We start from the raw sequence: 19,002 nt of genomic DNA, 5'->3' as shown, positions 1-19,002 counted from the left end.
GCCACTCTCACCAAAAGCAAGCTTCTGGATCCCGTTCGACTTGCATGTATTAGGCCTGCCGCTAGCGTTCATCCTGAGCCAGGATCAAACTCTCCATTGTAAAGTGTTTGTCGTAGTGTCGCCACTACTCTATTTTCCTGTGTCTCAATAGCATTCAAATTGACGGTGGATAAAAACATTATCTCACCTAAATTGTCTTGGATGTTTTTGTTTCGTTTTACAACACTTCAAAGAACGTATCAGAAGACCTTCCGTCTCCTATTTCGTCAATCCCCCAGCATTCAAGCTAAGGCATCTGTTACTTTCATTCTGTTTGCTATCCCTCGTTTGGGTTTGCAAAGGTAGAGAAAGTTTTTCATTAGGCAAGTGAAAAATGAAAAAATAATTTTCAGTTTCGGCTGCTGGTAAAAAGTGGCTTGAAAGGTTATTCTACCGTGTATCGCTACACTCCTAAAACTACCCGCAAGCGCTTTTATCCGCCTTTTTCTTGCCTGTCAATGCGCCGTTTCTTTCAACCGCTTCCCCCGTTTGGGATTGCAAAGGTGACACTTTTTTCCCGTTTTGCAAGGGATCAGCCCAAAGAAATTCCCAGCCTCGATCCAAGTAACTGAAAACAAAGGAGAAAAGTTTCCGATAAATTCTTTCTGTCCATTTTTAGATACAGAAGCTACATAACTTTGACCTCAGACAGGTGCCGTACCGACCTACAACGGGTGCACAACAATAAATTTTTACAACTATGTCAAAAGCACATTTTTCTCATTTATCCACCAAAGAAGCCGAAACCCTAACAGGGGGTACTGCAATTCACGCCTTAATGGGTGGACCGATAGTAGCTAGTATTATAGCGCAGTGTTTTTTGGAGGAGATTAAAGAACAAGCCATACAAGACCTTCACGACGCCGTGCTCGTGGGCCCCGGACATCCCGGCAGCCTAGGGACAAAATAGAGCAAAAAAAAAGCGGCGAATATATTCGCCGCTTTGTGACCTCGTCAGGATTCAAACCTGAAACCTCTTGAGCCGTAATCAAGTGCTCTATTCAGTTGAGCTACGAGGCCTTCGTGATTGGAGTACAAATGTAGGCAGGATTTTTAAATCTCAAAAGTTCCTGACAAAAAAAATAGAAGAAAAAAGACGATTCCCACATCAAGTGGGTAGCTATCAAGAAGATAAATTTCCAACTTTCTCCCCACTTCATATCTCACATACCGACCCACTTTCGTTAGCTTAAGAAGATTTAAGAGGAAAAGACAAAAAAATCACATATCATTTCCTAATTTAGCCCGCGTAATTTTGGAAAATAATTCAGTTCATGAAAAAAGTAGCACTAGTTACCTTATTTTGTATGCTTTTAGGTGTTGTAAACGCTCAAGAGTCCACACAAAGCGAAGAAAACACGGTAAAGAAAACCAGAGAGAGAACCCCCGTTGGTGGCAGACCCGATCTGAAAGGAGATCTGTTTATTGATTTTGGTTTCAACCTGCTAAACAATAGACCCGCTGAGCTCAACACACGTTTTTTTGCTTCTCGTACCCTAAATGTTTCTTACCAATACCCTATTCCGATCTTCGGCGAACGCTCCGGTTTTAGCTTTAATCCTGGAATAGGCATCGGATCTGACCGTATGGGACTGCGCGCTGACAGTACCTTTGTCGCCGACCCTGTTTTAGGACCCGGATCTAGCGCCTTCGCCTCCATACGTGGCCTTTATGGTGACGATATTCAAATAAGACGTAATAACTTCGTCGCCAACTACCTCGATATTCCGCTCGAGTTTCGCTATCACTTCAATAAAAGTGATTATAGCCGAAGCTTTAAGATCGCCGTCGGCGCGAAGGTTGGCCTTCTCATGAATGCACATACAAAAGTGGCCTATACCGATCCTGACGGAAATAGAAGACAGATTAAAGACCGGCAAAGCTATGGACTTAATCCCATACGCTATGGCGTGTACACCCGTATTGCATTTCCTGGTTTCAACTTCTGGGGGTATTATGGTTTAAACAACATTTGGAAAGAAGGAAGAGGTCCATTAAATACCGAAGCCAACCAAATCAACTTTGGCATATCAGTAGCGCTTTTCTAATGCTTATTACTTCATAAAGAAAGCTACACGACCCAGAAGGTCACGCTTTAATAATGTTTAATAATGTAAGGTAGTTTTTTAGACGTCCCGATCTGAAGTACACAAACGAGAAAGACATCCACTTCACTGGATGTCTTTCTCGTTTTAGCAAAATCATAAATAAGAACGCCGCCGTCTAAATTTAAAGAAATGTAACTCCAAGATCACATGAAGGCCGCACGGCTTTTCTGAAGCTCAATGGACGGAATCTAAGTTTATACACAAAAACGGACACCCACAGCCCGCTTACTCCCAAGCACTTTTTCCGTCAGTAGTCCATGCACCGCATAGTTCCTGAAACTTGCCCGCTACGCGCTCTTCATGTTGAGGAGTCTCTTTACTTAAATCCAAGAGCCAAAGTAGTAAAAGGCAGAAAAACAAATCCCAAATCCAAGCACAAATCCTCCTAAAACCTGAGCGGGTGAATGCGCGTGCAAGCTTAAACGTGCAGACCCTGTCAATCCTGCCAACACAAATAAACCCGCCAGCAGCGGTAGCGCGGTATCCACATTTTCATTTCCTACAGTAGCCAGTACAATTCCTATCAAACCTGCTATACCCGTCATGTGTGCAGAAATCTTCCAGAAAAAACTGATCGACGTTAGTAGTAAAATACATATCGTAATAACAGCTAGCGTAAAAACGGTCCCTACTGCCACCTGCGTCTTGTAATAGAAAAAATACGTAGCGATCACATAAAACACACTGATAATCGAAAAAGCCATGGGCCGCTCTTGCAAGCTCCCCATGGATAGGGAACTAACAAGGCCTGAACGCCACATGATAAAAATACTCATCACTGGCACCAGGCAGGTCGTAAAAAACAACAGCCCCATAAATACCGAAACGGGCATGTAGAGACCTTGTATGTTTTTTCCTGCTAAATGGATAAAAAAGAAAGCAACCGCTGTAGGCATTAACAGCGGCTGCGTAATAATCGAAATTAAATGGGCGATACGCTTATGCACTACAACTCTTTCCTTAATCTAGCGACAGGAATATTCAGCTGCTCTCTATATTTCGCCACTGTCCTCCGCGCTATGTTATATCCTTTATCATTTAATAATTTCACTAGCTTGTCATCCGAAAGCGGCTTGTGCTTATCTTCTTCATCCACTAGTGTCTGCAGCACTGACTTCACCTCCCGGTTACTGACATCCTCTCCAGAATCCGTCGCGATTCCCTCTGAGAAGAAATACTTAAGCGGAAATACGCCGAACTCTGTCTGAATTGACTTACTATTCGCCACACGAGAAACGGTGGAAATATCCATGTCAATTTTGTCTGCTATGTCCTTTAAGATCATCGGACGTAGTTTTGTTTCATCACCGTCAATAAAAAAATCATACTGATAATCTAAAATAGCCTGCATCGTGCGCAGTAAGGTCTGCTGCCGCTGTTTAATGGCATCGATAAACCACTTCGCTGCATCTAGCTTCTGCTTCACAAAAGTCACCGTTTCCTTTAGCTTCTTATCCTTCTTATCGCTCTTGTCATAGGCATCGAACATATCGGCATAAGAGCGGCTGACGCGCAATTCTGGTGCATTTCGGCTATTCAAGCTTATCTCTAGCTTACCATTTACCACGGTTAGCATGAAGTCAGGAATCACATATTGTGTACGCACCATCCCATCAGATATCCCGCCAGGCTTCGGATTTAAGCGCGTAATCATATGGACCGCCTCCTTGATCGCCTCATCATCCAAATTTAGCTTCCGCTGAATTTTCTCGTAATGCTTCTTTGTAAACTCCTCGAAACACTGCGTAAGAATGCCGATCGCATTCTCGATTACAGGATCCTCCGGGTGCTCCTTGCGCTCCAGCTGTATAACCAAGCACTCCTGCAGGTTCCGGGCCGCGATGCCAGGAGGGTCAAATGCCTGCACTTTGCGCAGCACCTCCTCCACTTCGTCTAGGTCCGTTTCCACCCCTTGGCTGAAAGCCAAATCGTTTATAATCGCTTCCAATTCCCTACGAATATACCCATCGTTTTCAATACTCCCGATAAGCTGCTTGCCGATTAAAATCTGGCGCTCATCTAAACGCAGGTAGCTCAGCTGCACGAGGAGCTGCTCATGAAGGGACATCGCACTAGATACAGGAATCTCCCGATCTTCCTCATCGGGGTTATAGTTCCCATCTCCCTGCATTTTGTACCCCCCATAATCATCGCCAAGGTAATCTTCTAGGTTGACGTCCTGCTCCTCTTTCTTTCCCTCTTCCTCAAAATTACCTTCAGCATACTCATCAGCCGCAGCTTCAGGAGACTCTTCCTTCCCCTCTTCCAGTGCGGGATTAATCTCTAGCTCCTCCTCCACGCGCGCATCCAACTCTGCAGTAGGCACCTGTAGCAGCTTGATAAACTGAATCTGCTGCGGAGATAACTTCTGGGATAAAGTTTGACTTAAATGTAATTTCTGCATATGTGCGGTTTAAAAGCCTATTCAAAGGATGGCTTGTGCCAAAGAGCCCCTTTGTTGATGTAAATTTAGGAAATTAGATCAATTTTTTGATAAAAAGCGTATTATATCGTTTTTTTGCACTTATGTAAACGGTGGCGGCATGAGGGCTGTTGCGAAAGAGAGCATGTAATCTGTATGGCATTTAACAAAAGAATAAAAATCAAAGCTTTGCTACAAAGCGAAGTAACAGGCACGACACAGACACTAATGGGCTGGGTGCGGACGAAACGAAGTAATAAAAATGTCACTTTCATCGCTTTAAACGATGGCTCCTGCATCCAAAACTACCAAGTCGTAGCAGATCCGCAAACAATCCCTGAAGAACTGCTGAAGCAGGTCAGCACGGGGGCCTGTATCCTAGTTACGGGCGCCGTGGTCGAAAGCCAAGGTAGTGGACAAGCTACTGAACTACACGCAGCATCGCTGCAGGTCCTCGGACAAGCAGACCCAGAAAAATTTCCACTACAGCCGAAAAAACACTCCCTGGAGTTTCTTCGGGAAATCGCGCACCTGCGCATGCGGACCAATACCTTCGGCGCCGTTTTCAGAGTGCGCCATGCACTGGCCTATGCCGTCCATAAATATTTTAATGATAAAGGATTTTTCTACATCCATACCCCTATCATCACCGCTTCCGATGCTGAGGGTGCCGGCGAAACCTTTAAGGTTACCACCCTGGATCTGAAAAACCCTCCCCTCACAGAAGAAGGGCATATCAACTATAAAGAAGATTTCTTCGAAAGAGAAACCAACCTCACCGTCTCCGGACAGCTAGAGGGGGAACTAGCGGCTCTGGCCCTCTCTGAAATCTATACCTTCGGCCCTACCTTCCGCGCAGAAAATTCCAATACCACTCGCCACCTGGCTGAATTTTGGATGATAGAGCCTGAAATGGCCTTTTACGATGCAGAAGATAATGCCGACCTGGCAGAAGACTTCCTAAAATATGTCATTGCCTACGCCCTGGAGCACTGCGCAGATGACCTGGCCTTTCTTGATAAGCGAGCAGCAGAAGAAGAAAAGACGAAAAAAGCTGAACAGCGTAGCGACCTTGGGCTCCTCGACCGGCTTCGCATGGTGGTAGAGCACCGCTTTGAACGCCTAACCTACACCGAAGCGATCGAAATTTTAAAACAGTCTAAGCCAAATAAAAAGAAGAAATTCCAGTATCTCGTAGAGGAATGGGGCGTAGATCTACAGTCAGAGCATGAGCGCTACCTCGTAGAAAAACATTTCCAAAAGCCTGTCATCCTCACCGACTATCCGAAACAAATCAAGGCTTTCTACATGCGCCAAAACGAAGATGGTAAAACCGTAGCTGCCATGGACATTTTGTTCCCCGGAATCGGTGAAATCGTGGGTGGCTCACAGCGGGAGGAACGCTTGGATAAGCTTACCCAGCGTATGGAAGAAATGCACATCCCCACAGAAGAGATGTGGTGGTACTTGGACACCCGTCGCTTTGGGAGCACACCGCATGCAGGCTTTGGGCTCGGGTTTGAACGCCTCGTGCTCTTTGTGACCGGCATGAGTAATATCCGCGATGTCATCGCATTCCCACGTACGCCGGGGAACGCCGAATTCTAAGGGCGTCGCTAGGGAAACATTGGGGCTCAGCCCCAAAGCACAAAAGGCCGATACATATCCACATGTATCGGCCTTTTTTTCGGCAGGCTCCCCCCCTGCTTTTTATACCTTTTTTTCCAGCTCCGCTGCGGGAGCTCCTGAAGGTACCTCTCGGATCCTTCGGATCAAAGGGATGCAACAAATACTAAAGAAAAGCGCAAAATAACCCACACGATTATAGTGCAAGAGGCTACCATCCGCACCTTCCAAAATGATCATCCCCGCGATAAAGGAGGCTAAACCGGAGGCCAGCTGCTGCACGGCGCTATTAAAACTGAGGAAACTCCCCCTATTTTCCGGCTTTGCTGTCCCCGTAATTAAGGCCGCCGCGGGCACCATGCGCCCATTCGAGGTAACAAAAAACAAGGAAGTGATCAGCAGCGCATAGAGTATCGGCGTGGCAGGCAGGTTCGTTATCACTGCGATCGGAATTAGGTTCAGCACCATGAAGATGGTAAAAATCTTTACTTTGCCATGGCGATCCGTCATCCTCCCCACCCAGGGACTTGTGAATATCGTCAGCGCCCCACCCGCCATATAAATATACGTCAGCTGCATGTCCGTAAACCCGACATTGGCCACCATATAAGGACTAATAAAAGGAATGATGGAAAATTGACCCAGCATCATAAAAATCGTGAGGGTAATCGCCTTCATCTGATTCGGATTCCCTGTCACGCGCCGAATCACCTGCAGCGGACTAGGCCGCTTACTGCCACTGATTAAGTGTCCTCGTACCTGCGGTACAAAGCGTACGATCAACACCAAGATCACAAGCGATACACCGGCTAAAAAGAAAAAAGGAGCATGCCAGTTGGTTAAACTCGCAATAAATAAACCAAAAGGGACCCCAAAAACGGAAGCCACCGAAAAGCCCGCCATCACAAAACCCATGGCATAGCCCCTGCGCGCATCCGGTACCACATCGCCTACAATCGCTAAAATAAGCGCCGAGGTAAGCCCACCAAATACACCAGAAAGAATCCTGGCCGCTAATAAAAAGGCGTAGTTAGGCGCCAGTGCACAGGCAAGTGTTCCTACCAAAAAGCCAGAAAACACCCACAACAAAAGCTGCTTACGATCGAACTTATCCAAAACAAAAGCGCCAAAGAAGCTACTGATACCAGCCGAAAAGGTATACGAAGATACCAAAAGCCCAAAAGCATTCGGGGTAATTTCAAAAATACGCATTAACTGTGGGCCCAATGGCATTAAAATCATGAAGTCCACGATATGCGTAAAATTAATCGCCGCCAGCGTCCAAATTAAAAGTTTCTCTCTTGACATAAGGAAAAGTTCATCTTTCTAAGAACCTCTACCTCCAAACGAAAGTTCGCACCTAGCACAAATTACATGTTGCTACATAGAAAAACCCCTCACCCATCCTCTATATCCGCGAAAAGTGCTTCCGGAATATGGGCGATGATATCTGAAGCTAAAGTACCACGTTTCAGCTTTGCTCCCGCTAACTCGCCAGCCAGACCATGGTAAAAGACACCGCAAATGGCTGCATTTTCCGGTGCATATCCCATCCCAAGGAAAGCCAGCAGCATGCCTGTAAGTACATCCCCGCTCCCGGCTGTGGCCATATAGGGAGTACCCGTGCTGTTAAAAAAGCTTTGGCCGTTCCACAAAGCGATCAAGGTATGTGCCCCTTTAAGAACCACAACACAGTCATGCCGCTGTGCAAAGGTCTTCGCTTGCTGAATACGCTCCTCTTGATCCAGCGCTGGACCCACTAAACGCTCAAATTCTTTCAGATGTGGGGTCAAAATACTCCCTGAAGGAATAAAAGCTCTGCTCTTTGGGAACTTCCCTAGTAAATTCAGTGCATCTGCATCCAAGACCACCGGAAAGGGCAGCGCTTGTAAAAACGCGCACCACTCGGACTCGGAAAGCTCTTGACCTAAACCTGGCCCGATAGCTACAGCATCCAAGCGGTTAAAGTCAGGCTGCAGGCTGTACGGCTGCACCAGCACTTCTGGACTAAGAGGCGCCCAAGAAGGAGCCGGCGATGCTGCATAAACTAGCCCACTACCTGTACGCAAGGCCGCTAAAGTCGTAAGCTTCAGTGCACCTTCCATGCCTACATGGCCGCCTATTCCGAGCACTTTCCCATAGCTTCCTTTATGCGCGAAACGGTCAAAATACCGATGCAGCATACGCACAGCCGAACGCGTCAAATAAAAGCTATCTGTACGAAAAGGATCCCAGCAGGAAGCACGAAAGGGCAGATCCAACACATGCAAGCGTCCCACATAGGGAGCATGTTCGGGATAAAGTAAACTACGCTTGGGAGAGGCGAAAGTCAGCGTATGCTGCGCACGGAAAATGGGCCCTTGGCCAAAGGTGTCAGCAGGAAGCCCACTCGGAATATCCAAGCTAATTTTAAGCGCCTCGATGTGCTGGCAGGCCTCCACACAACTTTGGGCCTTGCCTTCCAGCGAACGGGATAAACCTACACCAAAAAGGCCATCGACAAGTACTAGTCTTCGCGAACCATTACCTTCCCTGGGAGGTAGTGCAGCTGCAAGTTCTCGGTGAATAGGAATTCCTGCTGGCAAAAAGCGCCAGTTTTCTTCTTGATCGGGGCTCGCTTGCTCGGAAAGCCGTAAAATCTCCACCCGCTGGAAGCCTTGCTGCTGGCAAATCCGCGCCAGCGCCACCGCATCCCCACCATTATTCCCTGGTCCCACTAAAAACAGCAGATGATCTTCCGGCTGAACGCCGCAGCGCTCGCGCAGCCCTTCGAAAGCACGTAGCGCTGCCCACTCCATCAGCTGCCAAGAGCTAATCTGCTCCGTCGCACATATGTGGCGGTCAAGCGCTTGGATCGTGGCACCTGAAAGAATCGGAAGGAAAGGAGTCTGCATGTTTAAAACTTTAACTCAGAAGAGAGAAATCGGAAATATTCCCCTAGCTATGAAACGAATTAAAAACAAAAAGAGCCATCCTTTTTAAGGATAGCTCTTTTTGTTTTTATCATGAAAGCGGAAATTAATCCACTCTACCTACAGCGGCGTACATCAACTTACGCGCATCGGCTTCCCGAAGTTCCAACTGGATATCAGCGATAGGACCCATTTTCACCTCGATATCCGATTTCATGGAGATGGTGATTTGGTCTCGCTCTACTTCTGAAAGTTTATCCTTCTCCTGGTTAACCCAAAGAACAATATCTTTCGTCCCAATGAGCACATCGTTTGCCTGAATACGCGGTTCAGTACCATACAGTGCCGTATTTTTCGGCTTTCCTACGTACAGGTACGAAATCAAAGATTTTTTCTCTAATTTCTGTAACTGTGTTGCCTGAGGAAGCTTTTGCTCTACTAACATCTCGTTCTCCCGGAGTACAGTCGTCACCATGAAGAAGAAGAGTAGCATGAAGATAATATCCGGAAGTGCAGATGTAGGGATATTTTCTTTCGTCTTGTTCTTTTTCTTAAACTTTGACATAATTAACTCCCTCCAATTTTATCCGGTTCCGCGATAGAGATTGCCATCGGGATACCTTCTTTACCTCTATCTGTTAATTCTTTCTCGGCAGCGGTTCTGCCCGAAAGTGCACGATACTGATCTGCTGTAAGTCCGACACGCTCCGCATAAATTTCGAAGTATGCACGCTTCACTTGATCATATACTTCCAAGTATTTCTCATAGGAAGTCCCACGGTTTGTCTTTATCGATACTACCGCACCACCCGCCATGGGGTGATCAGAAGATTTCGGATCACGACTTACCTGCGCCTTTAGTGACTCTGGAAGAGAATTGTATAAAGCAGTCGCTTCTTCATTCGGTCTTCCAAAATTCAAAATAAACGCTTTAACTTCTGCAGACAGGTTCTCCGTATTATTCATCGGCTCACCTTCTACTAGCAGCTGATCGTTTGCATTGACCAGAATGTTAAAGATGTTTCTTTCGTTAAGAGGCACTTCAGGTGGCGGCGTATTCGGATCCTGCTTCGGAGGAAGAACTGTTAAAAGTCCTTTATCGGAAGCGATCGTCGTTGTTACGAGGAAGAAGATAAGTAGCAAGAAAGCGATGTCAGCCATCGACCCTGCATTTACCTCCTGACTCATTCTACCTCTCTTACCTGCCATTATTTTACTGCTTTGGTTATTTCAGTGACTACGATACCTGCTATCGCTACAATAAATAGCGCATAAACGGTGTAAAGTGTTCCACCCACAAATTTCGCGATGCCTTCTGTTACGTTAAAAGGCTCTGCCTGATACTTGGGTAACACCTCACCATCAGATACGGAATAGGAAATAAAGAACACCACAAGTAGGGCTACTACACCGACTAAGGTCTTCACCAAGCTTTGCGGATTGTCTAGCGACTTGATAAGAGGCATCACAACCGCTAACAAAGCTCCTATGATGATGAGTAAGTCAGCCGTGTAGAGGAAAATATCTATAGAATCCATCTAGTTTATTCTTTAATGTGAAAATTTAGGTATGCGTATCCGATTAGGATTACTTCGTAAGCTTATGCTTCACTAAGATATCGACTAAAGAGATAGACGCATCTTCCATGTCATTCACTAAAGAGTCGATCTTCGCCACGCAGTAGTTATAGAATAACTGAAGGATAATCGCTACGATAAGACCAGCTACTGTGGTCAAAAGGGCGATTTTAATACCACCTGCTACGAGGGAAGGAGAGATATCACCTGCTGCTTCGATGGAATCGAAGGCACCAATCATACCGATTACAGTACCCATGAACCCAAGCATCGGCGCTAGTGAGATAAATAGGGAGATCCACACAAGACCTTTCTCCAGACGACCCATCTCTACCGAACCGTAAGAAATAATCGACTTCTCTACCATCTCGATTCCTTCAGAGTAACGCATAAGACCTTGTGTAAAGATAGAGGCTACTGGACCTTTTGTGCTTTTCGTCACATCTTTAGCAGCTTCTACACCACCTTGCTCTAAAGCCTCTTCCACTTTCGCTAAAAGCTTTTTCGTGTTTGTCGTAGATAGATTAAGGGTAATGATACGCTCTAAGGCTACTGCCATACCTAAAATAAGACAGATCAATACCGGAGTCATAAACGTAGGATCCCCTTCGATGAACTTCTCCTTGATGATTTGATGGAAGCCTTTGTCCTCATCGATGATTTCATCATCTACGACGGCCGGAGTAGCGGGCTCTGCAGCTGCTTGCTCCTCTTCCTCTTCCATTTCATCCTGATCTTCTACCATTTCGGTGTCCTGATCTGCAGCGTCAGCATCTGCGTCTTGAGCTTTTGTTATCACCGGATTTAATAAGATTCCGGAAAGCATGAACAAAGCGATTAACTTTTTCATAATGTAGATTTTAATAGACTTTAAATAAAGGTTAAACGGTTTTCTTAATTTCTAATCAGATTTTAAAGTTATGATTTTTTCGGGTCAAAATGCAAAACTAGGGTACAATTTTTATTTCTACCTCCTCCAATACCCTCACATAACCTGTCAGCAAGCTAAGATATGCTTGGCGATTTCTTACTCGTATTTATTTGAGTGGAGTTATTTGGGCAATAAGTGGAAGCTTTTCGTTGGTCCCGAGTCTTGCAAGCTTTCGAAAAAACGGCATAAACCCTGAATTCTGTCTAAAAACGCTCCTGTTTTCAGGTAATTCGGGAACTTTTTTCTCCGAATCGTTTTCAGCGCACTAAGTTTGTAAAAAAAGCACGAAATCAAAAAATATCCCTGTAAAAAAAACATGAAGCCTGGCCCACCTATTTCCTAGAACACAAATATTCAGGCACTTACATCACTTACTAAAAAATGAAAAATTCCACGGCGGTCAGGAACTTTGCGCACAGCGCGAAAAAATCGTACCTTTACAAGTGATAAAATTTCGGGTATTTCAGGACAGCAGCGCCCTCCCTAGCGTCTCTTAAAGAAAACCCTCCCCATGCTTATGAGCACCCCACAGCCACTTCCTCTTCTTTCCGTTATCATCCCTTATTATAATACAGGCAGCGTTTTCGAAGAAACCCTAAACTCCCTACGAGCCAGCAGCTACCCTTTAATAGAAGTCATCGTAGTGGACGATGGTAGCCAGCCAGATCATGTAGACTATCTGCGCCAGCTGCAGCAAGAAAAACAGGATTTCCAACTCCTCCATCAGCCCAATAGCGGGCCTAGCGTGGCGCGGCATACCGGCATCCTACACGCGAAAGGGAGCTTTATCCTTCCATTGGATGCCGATGACTGCATCAGCGAAGACTACCTACAGCTGGCAGTGGATGCTTTTCAGCAAAACCCCAAGCTGAAACTGGTCTACTGTCAGGCGGAAAAGTTCGGAGCCAAAGAGGGTCCCTGGAACCTCCCTGACTTCTCCCTCGATAAGCTAGCCATAGAAAATATGATCTTCGTATCGGCTGTCTTCAAACGAGAAGACTACCTCCTCACCGGGGGCTTTGACCCGAAAATGCGTCAGGGATGGGAAGATTGGGAGTTTTGGATCAACCTGCTCAAAGGGGGTGGCCAAGTGCTCTGCCTCGAGCATGTGGGCTTCTTTTACCGCATCCAAAGCGCCTCTCGAAGAAAACGCTTCTCCAAAGAGCAGAAAAAAAAGACGATCGCCTACCTGAATGCCAAACATAAACGTTTCTTTCAACGGCACCTTAGAGGCCCTTTGCGCCAGCAAAGAAGCCTGTCTAAATTTATTAATCTATTTCTTTCATGACACACGCCCAAGCGCGCATTATCACACCGGTGAAGGAGTCACTGCAGACCGCCCTCCGCACCTTTCAGGCCGTAAAGGCAGCTAAAGGCCATTTTGAGTACCTCGTGTACGATGATAAAAGTAGCCCGGAGACGCATGAGGCCCTCAAGCAGGCCGCTGAGCGCTATCAGTTTACGCTCCTGCATACGGGCACGCTGACTGAAAAGCCCTCTCCGAACTACCGCGAAGTGCTTATCGATGCGCGTCATAAATGCTTAGCCGATGGCTTGCCTCTGATCATCGTGGAGTCCGACGTGCTCGTGCATCCAGATACCCTGCAGCAACTGTGTGCTACGGCTGCTGCGGAGGAGCGCGTGGGCATGGTCGGCGCCGTCACTGTGGATGCGGCGGGGCAGGTCAACTATCCCTATGAGAAATTTAAGGGTGAGCGGTGCACACTTTTCGAGACGGAGCGGAGCCTGAGCTTTTGCTGCACCCTCCTGCACCCTGACTTTATGGCGGCATACGATTTCGAGGCGCTGGACAGCGCAAAGGACTGGCACGACAACATGATTTCGAAGGCCGTCCGGGAAAAGGGCTACCGAAATCTAGTGCTCATGAGCCCTCCCGTGCAGCATCTCCCGCACAGTAGCCGCCCCTGGAAAGCACTTAAATATAAAAATCCGCTCCTTTATTACTGGCGAAAATTTACTCAGGGGAAAGACAAGATCTAAGCTGATTTTAAGGCCTTTTTTATCCCGGTGGCAACCCTTAGGGGCGCTGGCTGGGATTTTTTTTTGCCCCATGGGCAAAGTCAGACGCAACAAGCCGACGAAAAATCGGTTAAAAACGGATATAAACACCAAATATCGACTACACGTTATGAAAAATTCAGTTTTCGGCGCGCTGAGCGTGCTCTTCTTGCTCATGCTTACTTTCCAAGGCCAGGGCATCGCCCAGATGCAGGCTCCAGTCCCTAGCCCTGCTGCGCATGTAAGCCAAAATGTGGGCTTCACCAAAATCAGTATCGACTATTCTTCTCCAGCCGTGAAGGGAAGAAAAATTTTCGGCGAGATCGAAAAGTATGGCGTTACCTGGAGAGCTGGTGCGAATGCGGCCACGATCATCGAGTTTAGCACACCGGTGCAGGTGGGAGGAAAAAATCTGCGCGCAGGTAAGTATTCCTTATTTATGACCCCTAAAGAAAATGGGGAGTGGACCGTGCGCCTTAATGCGAAAGGAAGTTCCGTTTTTGCGTATTGGAAGGATGGCGTAATCGATGAGGAGGCGCTGGCCAAAGACGATGCGGTGTCCTTCACGGTGCAGGTAGAGGCACTTACGAAGCCTCAGGAGCGCTTGCAGTACAGTATTTCTGCTGAAGACAATAAGGTCGCTCATGTGCACATGGCTTGGGAAAATGTCCGCGTGACCTTCCCGGTAGATACGCAGGTGGACCAAAAAATGGAAAGCTTTAAGGCGGCTTTTTAAGGGTTGGCAGTAAAGATGTAAACGTTTTGCCTGGCGGCAAAGCTGGAGAAGCGGTCTTTGGGCCGCTTTTTTTGCTTTTAGAGATTCCTGTACCTATCACCGACCTCTTTTAACTGCTGCTGAGGAGGTATCACCCGCAACTCAGCAGTTTCGCAAAACCCTTTTTTGCCTGTTGTTTTTTGCGCCAGCACACTTTCCCTAAATTTTCCCTTATTTTAGCCCCATGGAACGAGAACTTAGCGAGCGCGAACAGCAATTTTTACACCCTTTAGGCATAGCAAACTTTAATGAAATGCAGCGGGCATTTATAGGGGCGGCCGAGCAGGAGCCGAACCTTATGCTGCTTGCACCCACGGGTTCAGGCAAGACCTTGGCTTTCTTATTCCCTTTAGTGCAGCGCCTGGATCCCAGTTCGCGAAGTACGCAGGCGCTGATCATCGTCCCCTCGCGGGAGTTGGCACTTCAAATAGAGCAGGTTTTCAAATCGCTGAAGACTGGATTTCGGGTGAGTACCTGCTATGGGGGGCACGCGATGAAGCTGGAAAAAAATAGTTTGGCAGAATTACCTGAGTTGGTGATCGGCACGCCGGGCAGGCTTTCCGACCATGTGAACCAAGGCTCCCTGCACACCGCGGCGATTCGCACGCTCGTTTTGGATGAGTTCGACAAGTCCCTGCAGCTGGGCTTTCACGAGCAGCTGCGGGATATTTTCGGGAAGCTGCCTCAGGTGCAGCAGCATTTGCTTACCTCTGCTACCCCGATGGAGCGCTTGCCAGACTTTATTCCTTTTATGGCCCCGGCGGTCGTAGATTTTTTAACAGCGGAACAGCGGGGTACACTGGAGCAAAAGCTGGTCCGGACCCCCACGAAGGAAAAAATCCCTAACCTGATGCGTATGCTTTCTCATTTTCAGGGAGAGGCTTGTTTGGTGTTTTGCAACCATCGAGATGCGGTGGACCGCATCAGCTTGCTATTAAGCGATAATGGGTATGAACACGCAGTTCTGCATGGCGGGATGGAGCAGCTCGACAGGGAAAAAAACCTCATCAAATTCCGCAGCGGGGTGGTCCATCTCTTGATCGCCACGGATCTGGCTGCGCGTGGGCTGGATATTCCTGAGATACGGCATGTGGTGCATTATCAGGTACCGCCGCGGGAAGATGCCTTTATCCATCGAAATGGCCGCACGGCACGCATGCATGCTTCTGGACAAAGTTATGTGCTCTTGGCCGAGGATGAAGAGTTGCCCGACTACTTGGATGCGCAAAGCTTGCAGGAGGAGGCGCTTCCCGCGACCGTGGCTTCTAAGGCCTCTGACCTTTCCCTGCTTTACCTGAGCGCCGGAAAGAAAAATAAGATTAGCAAGGGAGACATCGTAGGTTTCTTTATTAAAGTTGGCCAAGCCACCCAGGAGGACATCGGCAGAATCACGGTTTTAGATTACGCTGCCTATGTGGCGGTCCCTCGGGCGAAGGCTGTCCGCTTGGTGCAGCGGCTTCATGGTGAGAAGTTGAAAAAAGTAAAAGTCAAGGTAGCAGAGGCCAGGTGATGTTTGCTGGAAGGCATTGAGGAGAGCTGAAGGTTTTGCAGTCATGGGCATATAAGTAGCGATTGGAATGGATGGTTCGTTAAGAAGCCAAATGTATAGTTTACTATTTCAGAAAACCTTTGATTTCAAAATTACCTGGATCTCTAACAGCATATTCCATTAGGCCTGAAGGCTTCATTGCAGGTAGCTTATATAGAGGTAGTCATCTACGCTTTCGATTCAGTTGGTAAGATGCTTTTTATTCAAAGCTTTTCCCGAGAGCTCCAAGGGATTTTGAATTGAAATCGCCCAATAATTCGAAGACTATGTAATCCCCGTTTTCTCCACTTACCAATACCACCACATCTTTGATTTGTTTTGATCCTTTTGAGTAAATTTGGACGGCATTGGATTTTGTCCCGCTTCCATCAGAAGCTCAAAATTCTCTTTTTCCAAGGATTTGGCGAGTGCCTTAAACTCACTGCCTGCTGCGGATGTAGGTAATTTAAACATCTTTATCTGATCTATGGAATTTGATAGCACATCAGCTCCATCATCATTTAGCTGAATATTTAGGCCTTTGGCCAAATGCATAAAACTTCCTCCAAGGTCCAAGTGGAAAAATTCTGGATTTGATTTATGTTTTTGGTACAAGGTTTCTACAGATTTGCTTTGAGCAAAACTGCTACCGGCAAGAGTTATAAGTAGAGCGGAGATAATGAGTACTTTTTTCATAATAGAATCGGGTTTAGTCGTTTAAAATTTCTTTTAGTTGAAACTCTAGGTTTTTGTTGTCTTTCGGATCTCGCTTGTACTTCATAGCAGTTTTCATTATTTCAAATTATTTCTATTTCTTCAATCCTAATTCCCCTTATACTTTTCCATTCCGGGAATACTTGTTTTATCCGCTAACCTATTCAAGTCTTGATAGGTGAAATTCCCTAGCATGCTCATTAATGTGAAACTTTCCTTGGAGCCAGTGATCATCAATAATTCTCGGATTCGACCATTTTCCTCCCGAACCATAAATTTTACGCTAGAGTCTTTTTCTTGAACATCCATAAGATCCTCATACTTATTTTTCGTCAAGGTGCTCATGGCTGCCTGGTAAAGTGTTTTCCCATTTACTTTATCGGCAGATAAAATTCGGATTCCTCGGATTTTGGAAATCAACTCTCCAAGATCCTTTTCTTCGTTAACGGAGACTTTGTCAGATTTGAGAAATCCACCTGCCATTTGCATCATTTTGGGGCTGATATAGACTCTTGAAAAGCGATCATCTTCCATGTATTTGGAAAAGAACTTGACAATGGCATCATCTTGTGCCTGCGCAGATCCTAACAGGAAGAGGCAGAAAATGGTAAAGAAATATTTTTTCATACGTTTTATTATTCTACATCAAACAAATTAATGGGAGCCTGAAGGTGGTGTAGTTCCTGCAGGACTTCCATACGTTCACTTCCCTTTTGCATATTTTCTTGAATAAGAGATAGAGCAGCCACGACCTGTTCGTAGGCCTCTTGTTCTGCTTTTTGTTGCTGATGTTGTATTATTCCAAAAGCGATACACAGGAAAAAAGCAATACTTGCAGCATAACCGAGCCAAGGTCTTTTCCAAATCGGCAGGTTTACTGTAGGCTTTACAGGATCTTTTCCTTCCAGTTGAGAAAAGTCGGAGACCCCTGAGAAAAACTCCTTGGCTGACTCATACCCATCTACCTGACTCAAAAGAAATCGTAGCTCTTTTTCTTCATCTAAGCTCGTTTCCCCCTCCCAATATTTTTCCAATAAAATATCTATCCGTTCGTTCATTTCTTTCCAGTTAAATGGACTTTCAATTGCTGCCGTGCTCTAAATAAATTGACCCTTACTTGGTCTAAATTGATTTCCAAGTAGTTGGCAATTCCCTCATACGTTAATCCTTCCACTTCCCTAAGGAGGAATACCTCACGCTGCTTTTCAGGAAGTTTTTCCAAAAACCTCCATACCAGCTGTATTCTATCAGTACTTTCCTCTTCATTGATTTTTGTGGAATCTTCTAGGTCCAAATCTCCCAGAGGATCGATTTTCCTTGTAGAACGAAAGTGTTGTAAGCTTTCATTCTTTAAGGCCTTAACCATCCACCCCGTGGGGTTATCCATATGCTCTAAGTCATTTTTCCTTATCCAAGCTTTTTCGAAGACTTGCTGCAACATATCATTTGCGACCTCCCGGTCCTTGACCCAGAGATATGCCATCCGATAGAGTTTGCTCTTTAAAGGCCAGATATGTGTTTCAAAAAATGACTTCATTCGGGAAGATGATGCATGGGGACTGGAAATGTTACAGAAAAATGCGAAAAAAATTTTCCAACTTAGAATGAATTCAAGTTTCACTAAATCAAAAAAATAGTGCGCAAGCAGACTATTTTGTATTTTGCTTCACGTTATTGGAGGAGAAATGCTGCTCTGCAAAGGAATAAAATCAAAACATCTAGAAACAAAAAAAAGTCCCGAATTGCTAGGGGACTCGTGGTCATGAGTGGTCACGAGCCACCAACTCACGGATTTGGATATAACGGTTCGATTTGTGCCACTTTGGGGGATTAAGTTTCACCTGCCGTATCTTTTCCAGAAAAAAGGAATGGCGAATGTACTAGATCCCATGGATATAAAACAGATTTTTAGCTTACACAGAGATGGACTCAGCAATAGGAAAATAGCCTACGTGCTAGGTATTTCCCGCAATACTATTAATCAGTATATTTCTTGGTTACATGCCTCGGATTATGATGTGGAAGAGATCTTGAGCCTTCACGTCGGTAAATTGAAGGAGATCTTCCCATCCCGCACCACCATTAATAACGACAGATTTGATGCCCTGATGCGATACTTTGAAAAGGGCAGGGCTTCAAGAAACCACCCTGGCTTTACCTTTCTGTACCATTATGAGGAATATAGACAGTTAGTCGATAATCCATACAGTTATACTCAGTTTATGGAGCATTACCACAGAAAGTACCCCAAGGCAGCAGGCTCTATGAAGCTCGAACATCTTCCTGGCCATGAAGTTTACATTGATTTTGCTGGAAAAAAGATCGAAGTCATCGATAGGGACACCGGGGAG

18 protein-coding genes, 1 tRNA gene, 1 rRNA gene and 2 pseudogenes are annotated in these 19,002 nt (G+C 46.0%); 8 read left to right on the top strand and 14 right to left on the bottom strand.

Annotated elements, in window-relative coordinates; genetic code table 11:
• Nucleotides 1–100: ribosomal RNA gene (locus tag ACXIT9_RS00995) — 16S ribosomal RNA — on the bottom strand; the annotation flags it as partial.
• 639 nt (nt 101–739) lie between these two features.
• On the opposite strand from ACXIT9_RS00995, the gene ACXIT9_RS00990 reads away from it, so the two are divergent.
• Nucleotides 740–949, top strand: a complete 210-nt coding sequence (locus tag ACXIT9_RS00990) for a hypothetical protein (RefSeq protein ID WP_458054381.1) — start codon at nt 740–742, stop codon at nt 947–949.
• 36 nt (nt 950–985) lie between these two features.
• On the opposite strand, the gene ACXIT9_RS00985 is transcribed toward ACXIT9_RS00990, so the two are convergent.
• Nucleotides 986–1,059: transfer RNA gene (locus tag ACXIT9_RS00985), tRNA-Arg, on the bottom strand.
• Nucleotides 1,060–1,313: 254 nt separating this feature from the next.
• Between ACXIT9_RS00985 and ACXIT9_RS00980 the strand changes: the two genes are divergently transcribed.
• Nucleotides 1,314–2,087, top strand: coding sequence for a porin family protein (locus ACXIT9_RS00980; protein WP_458054380.1), 774 nt, complete (start codon nt 1,314–1,316; stop codon nt 2,085–2,087).
• 380 nt (nt 2,088–2,467) lie between these two features.
• On the opposite strand, the gene ACXIT9_RS00975 is transcribed toward ACXIT9_RS00980, so the two are convergent.
• Both ACXIT9_RS00975 and rpoN read right to left on the bottom strand, forming a co-directional pair.
• A complete protein-coding gene (locus ACXIT9_RS00975) occupies nt 2,468–2,980 on the bottom strand; it encodes a PA-phosphatase (RefSeq protein ID WP_458054379.1) in 513 nt (170 codons plus the stop codon).
• Nucleotides 2,981–3,093: 113 nt separating this feature from the next.
• Nucleotides 3,094–4,551, bottom strand: coding sequence for an RNA polymerase factor sigma-54 (gene rpoN, locus ACXIT9_RS00970; protein ID WP_458054378.1), 1,458 nt, complete (start codon nt 4,549–4,551; stop codon nt 3,094–3,096).
• Between the two features lie 174 nt (nt 4,552–4,725).
• On the opposite strand from rpoN, the gene asnS reads away from it, so the two are divergent.
• A complete protein-coding gene (gene asnS / locus ACXIT9_RS00965) occupies nt 4,726–6,177 on the top strand; it encodes an asparagine--tRNA ligase (RefSeq protein WP_458054377.1) in 1,452 nt (483 codons plus the stop codon).
• 102 nt (nt 6,178–6,279) lie between these two features.
• Here the strand turns inward: asnS and ACXIT9_RS00960 are convergent, their stop codons facing one another.
• The 6 genes from ACXIT9_RS00960 to ACXIT9_RS00935 form a co-directional block, all read right to left on the bottom strand.
• On the bottom strand, nt 6,280–7,503 hold the full coding sequence (locus ACXIT9_RS00960; protein ID WP_458054376.1) for an MFS transporter: 1,224 nt from the start codon (nt 7,501–7,503) through the stop codon (nt 6,280–6,282).
• Between the two features lie 89 nt (nt 7,504–7,592).
• Nucleotides 7,593–9,089: an NAD(P)H-hydrate dehydratase gene (locus tag ACXIT9_RS00955; RefSeq protein WP_458054375.1), complete on the bottom strand. Its 1,497-nt coding sequence runs from the start codon at nt 9,087–9,089 to the stop codon at nt 7,593–7,595.
• Between the two features lie 124 nt (nt 9,090–9,213).
• Entirely contained in the window at nt 9,214–9,672 is a 459-nt protein-coding gene (locus ACXIT9_RS00950; protein WP_458054374.1) for an ExbD/TolR family protein, read from the bottom strand.
• Nucleotides 9,673–9,674: 2 nt separating this feature from the next.
• Nucleotides 9,675–10,316 carry an ExbD/TolR family protein gene (locus tag ACXIT9_RS00945; protein WP_458054373.1) on the bottom strand — a complete coding sequence of 214 codons (642 nt, stop codon included), beginning with the start codon at nt 10,314–10,316 and terminating at the stop codon, nt 9,675–9,677.
• Nucleotides 10,316–10,645, bottom strand: coding sequence for a hypothetical protein (locus ACXIT9_RS00940; RefSeq protein ID WP_458054372.1), 330 nt, complete (start codon nt 10,643–10,645; stop codon nt 10,316–10,318). The genes ACXIT9_RS00945 and ACXIT9_RS00940 overlap by 1 nt, the downstream gene beginning before the upstream one ends.
• A gap of 49 nt (nt 10,646–10,694) precedes the next feature.
• Nucleotides 10,695–11,534: a MotA/TolQ/ExbB proton channel family protein gene (locus ACXIT9_RS00935; RefSeq protein WP_458054371.1), complete on the bottom strand. Its 840-nt coding sequence runs from the start codon at nt 11,532–11,534 to the stop codon at nt 10,695–10,697.
• 598 nt (nt 11,535–12,132) lie between these two features.
• Between ACXIT9_RS00935 and ACXIT9_RS00930 the strand changes: the two genes are divergently transcribed.
• The 4 genes from ACXIT9_RS00930 to ACXIT9_RS00915 all read left to right on the top strand — a co-directional run bounded on the left by ACXIT9_RS00930 (nt 12,133) and on the right by ACXIT9_RS00915 (nt 15,919).
• Nucleotides 12,133–12,903: a glycosyltransferase family A protein gene (locus tag ACXIT9_RS00930; RefSeq protein ID WP_458054370.1), complete on the top strand. Its 771-nt coding sequence runs from the start codon at nt 12,133–12,135 to the stop codon at nt 12,901–12,903.
• Nucleotides 12,900–13,616 (top strand): glycosyltransferase, encoded by a 717-nt coding sequence (locus ACXIT9_RS00925; RefSeq protein WP_458054369.1) that lies wholly within the window; start codon nt 12,900–12,902, stop codon nt 13,614–13,616. Before ACXIT9_RS00930 ends, ACXIT9_RS00925 begins: the two co-directional genes overlap by 4 nt.
• Before the next feature lie 148 nt (nt 13,617–13,764).
• Nucleotides 13,765–14,370, top strand: a complete 606-nt coding sequence (locus ACXIT9_RS00920) for a DUF2911 domain-containing protein (protein ID WP_458054368.1) — start codon at nt 13,765–13,767, stop codon at nt 14,368–14,370.
• Between the two features lie 223 nt (nt 14,371–14,593).
• On the top strand, nt 14,594–15,919 hold the full coding sequence (locus ACXIT9_RS00915) for a DEAD/DEAH box helicase (protein ID WP_458054367.1): 1,326 nt from the start codon (nt 14,594–14,596) through the stop codon (nt 15,917–15,919).
• A gap of 238 nt (nt 15,920–16,157) precedes the next feature.
• On the opposite strand, the pseudogene ACXIT9_RS00910 reads toward ACXIT9_RS00915, so the two are convergent.
• The 4 genes and pseudogenes from ACXIT9_RS00910 to ACXIT9_RS00895 all read right to left on the bottom strand — a co-directional run bounded on the left by ACXIT9_RS00910 (nt 16,158) and on the right by ACXIT9_RS00895 (nt 18,188).
• Nucleotides 16,158–16,492 (bottom strand): annotated as a pseudogene (locus ACXIT9_RS00910) (DUF4252 domain-containing protein).
• Between the two features lie 267 nt (nt 16,493–16,759).
• Nucleotides 16,760–17,278, bottom strand: coding sequence for a DUF4252 domain-containing protein (locus tag ACXIT9_RS00905; protein ID WP_458054366.1), 519 nt, complete (start codon nt 17,276–17,278; stop codon nt 16,760–16,762).
• Between the two features lie 8 nt (nt 17,279–17,286).
• Nucleotides 17,287–17,709, bottom strand: a complete 423-nt coding sequence (locus ACXIT9_RS00900; RefSeq protein ID WP_458054365.1) for a hypothetical protein — start codon at nt 17,707–17,709, stop codon at nt 17,287–17,289.
• Nucleotides 17,706–18,188 (bottom strand): RNA polymerase sigma factor, encoded by a 483-nt coding sequence (locus ACXIT9_RS00895; RefSeq protein WP_458054364.1) that lies wholly within the window; start codon nt 18,186–18,188, stop codon nt 17,706–17,708. Before ACXIT9_RS00895 ends, ACXIT9_RS00900 begins: the two co-directional genes overlap by 4 nt.
• 331 nt (nt 18,189–18,519) lie before the next feature.
• On the opposite strand from ACXIT9_RS00895, the pseudogene ACXIT9_RS00890 reads away from it, so the two are divergent.
• A pseudogene (locus ACXIT9_RS00890) lies at nt 18,520–19,002 on the top strand (IS21 family transposase); the annotation flags it as partial.

The organism is Nitritalea sp., from assembly GCF_054166705.1.
Note: the sequence above shows the minus strand (reverse complement) of the source record. Positions and strands in the feature narration are given on the sequence as shown.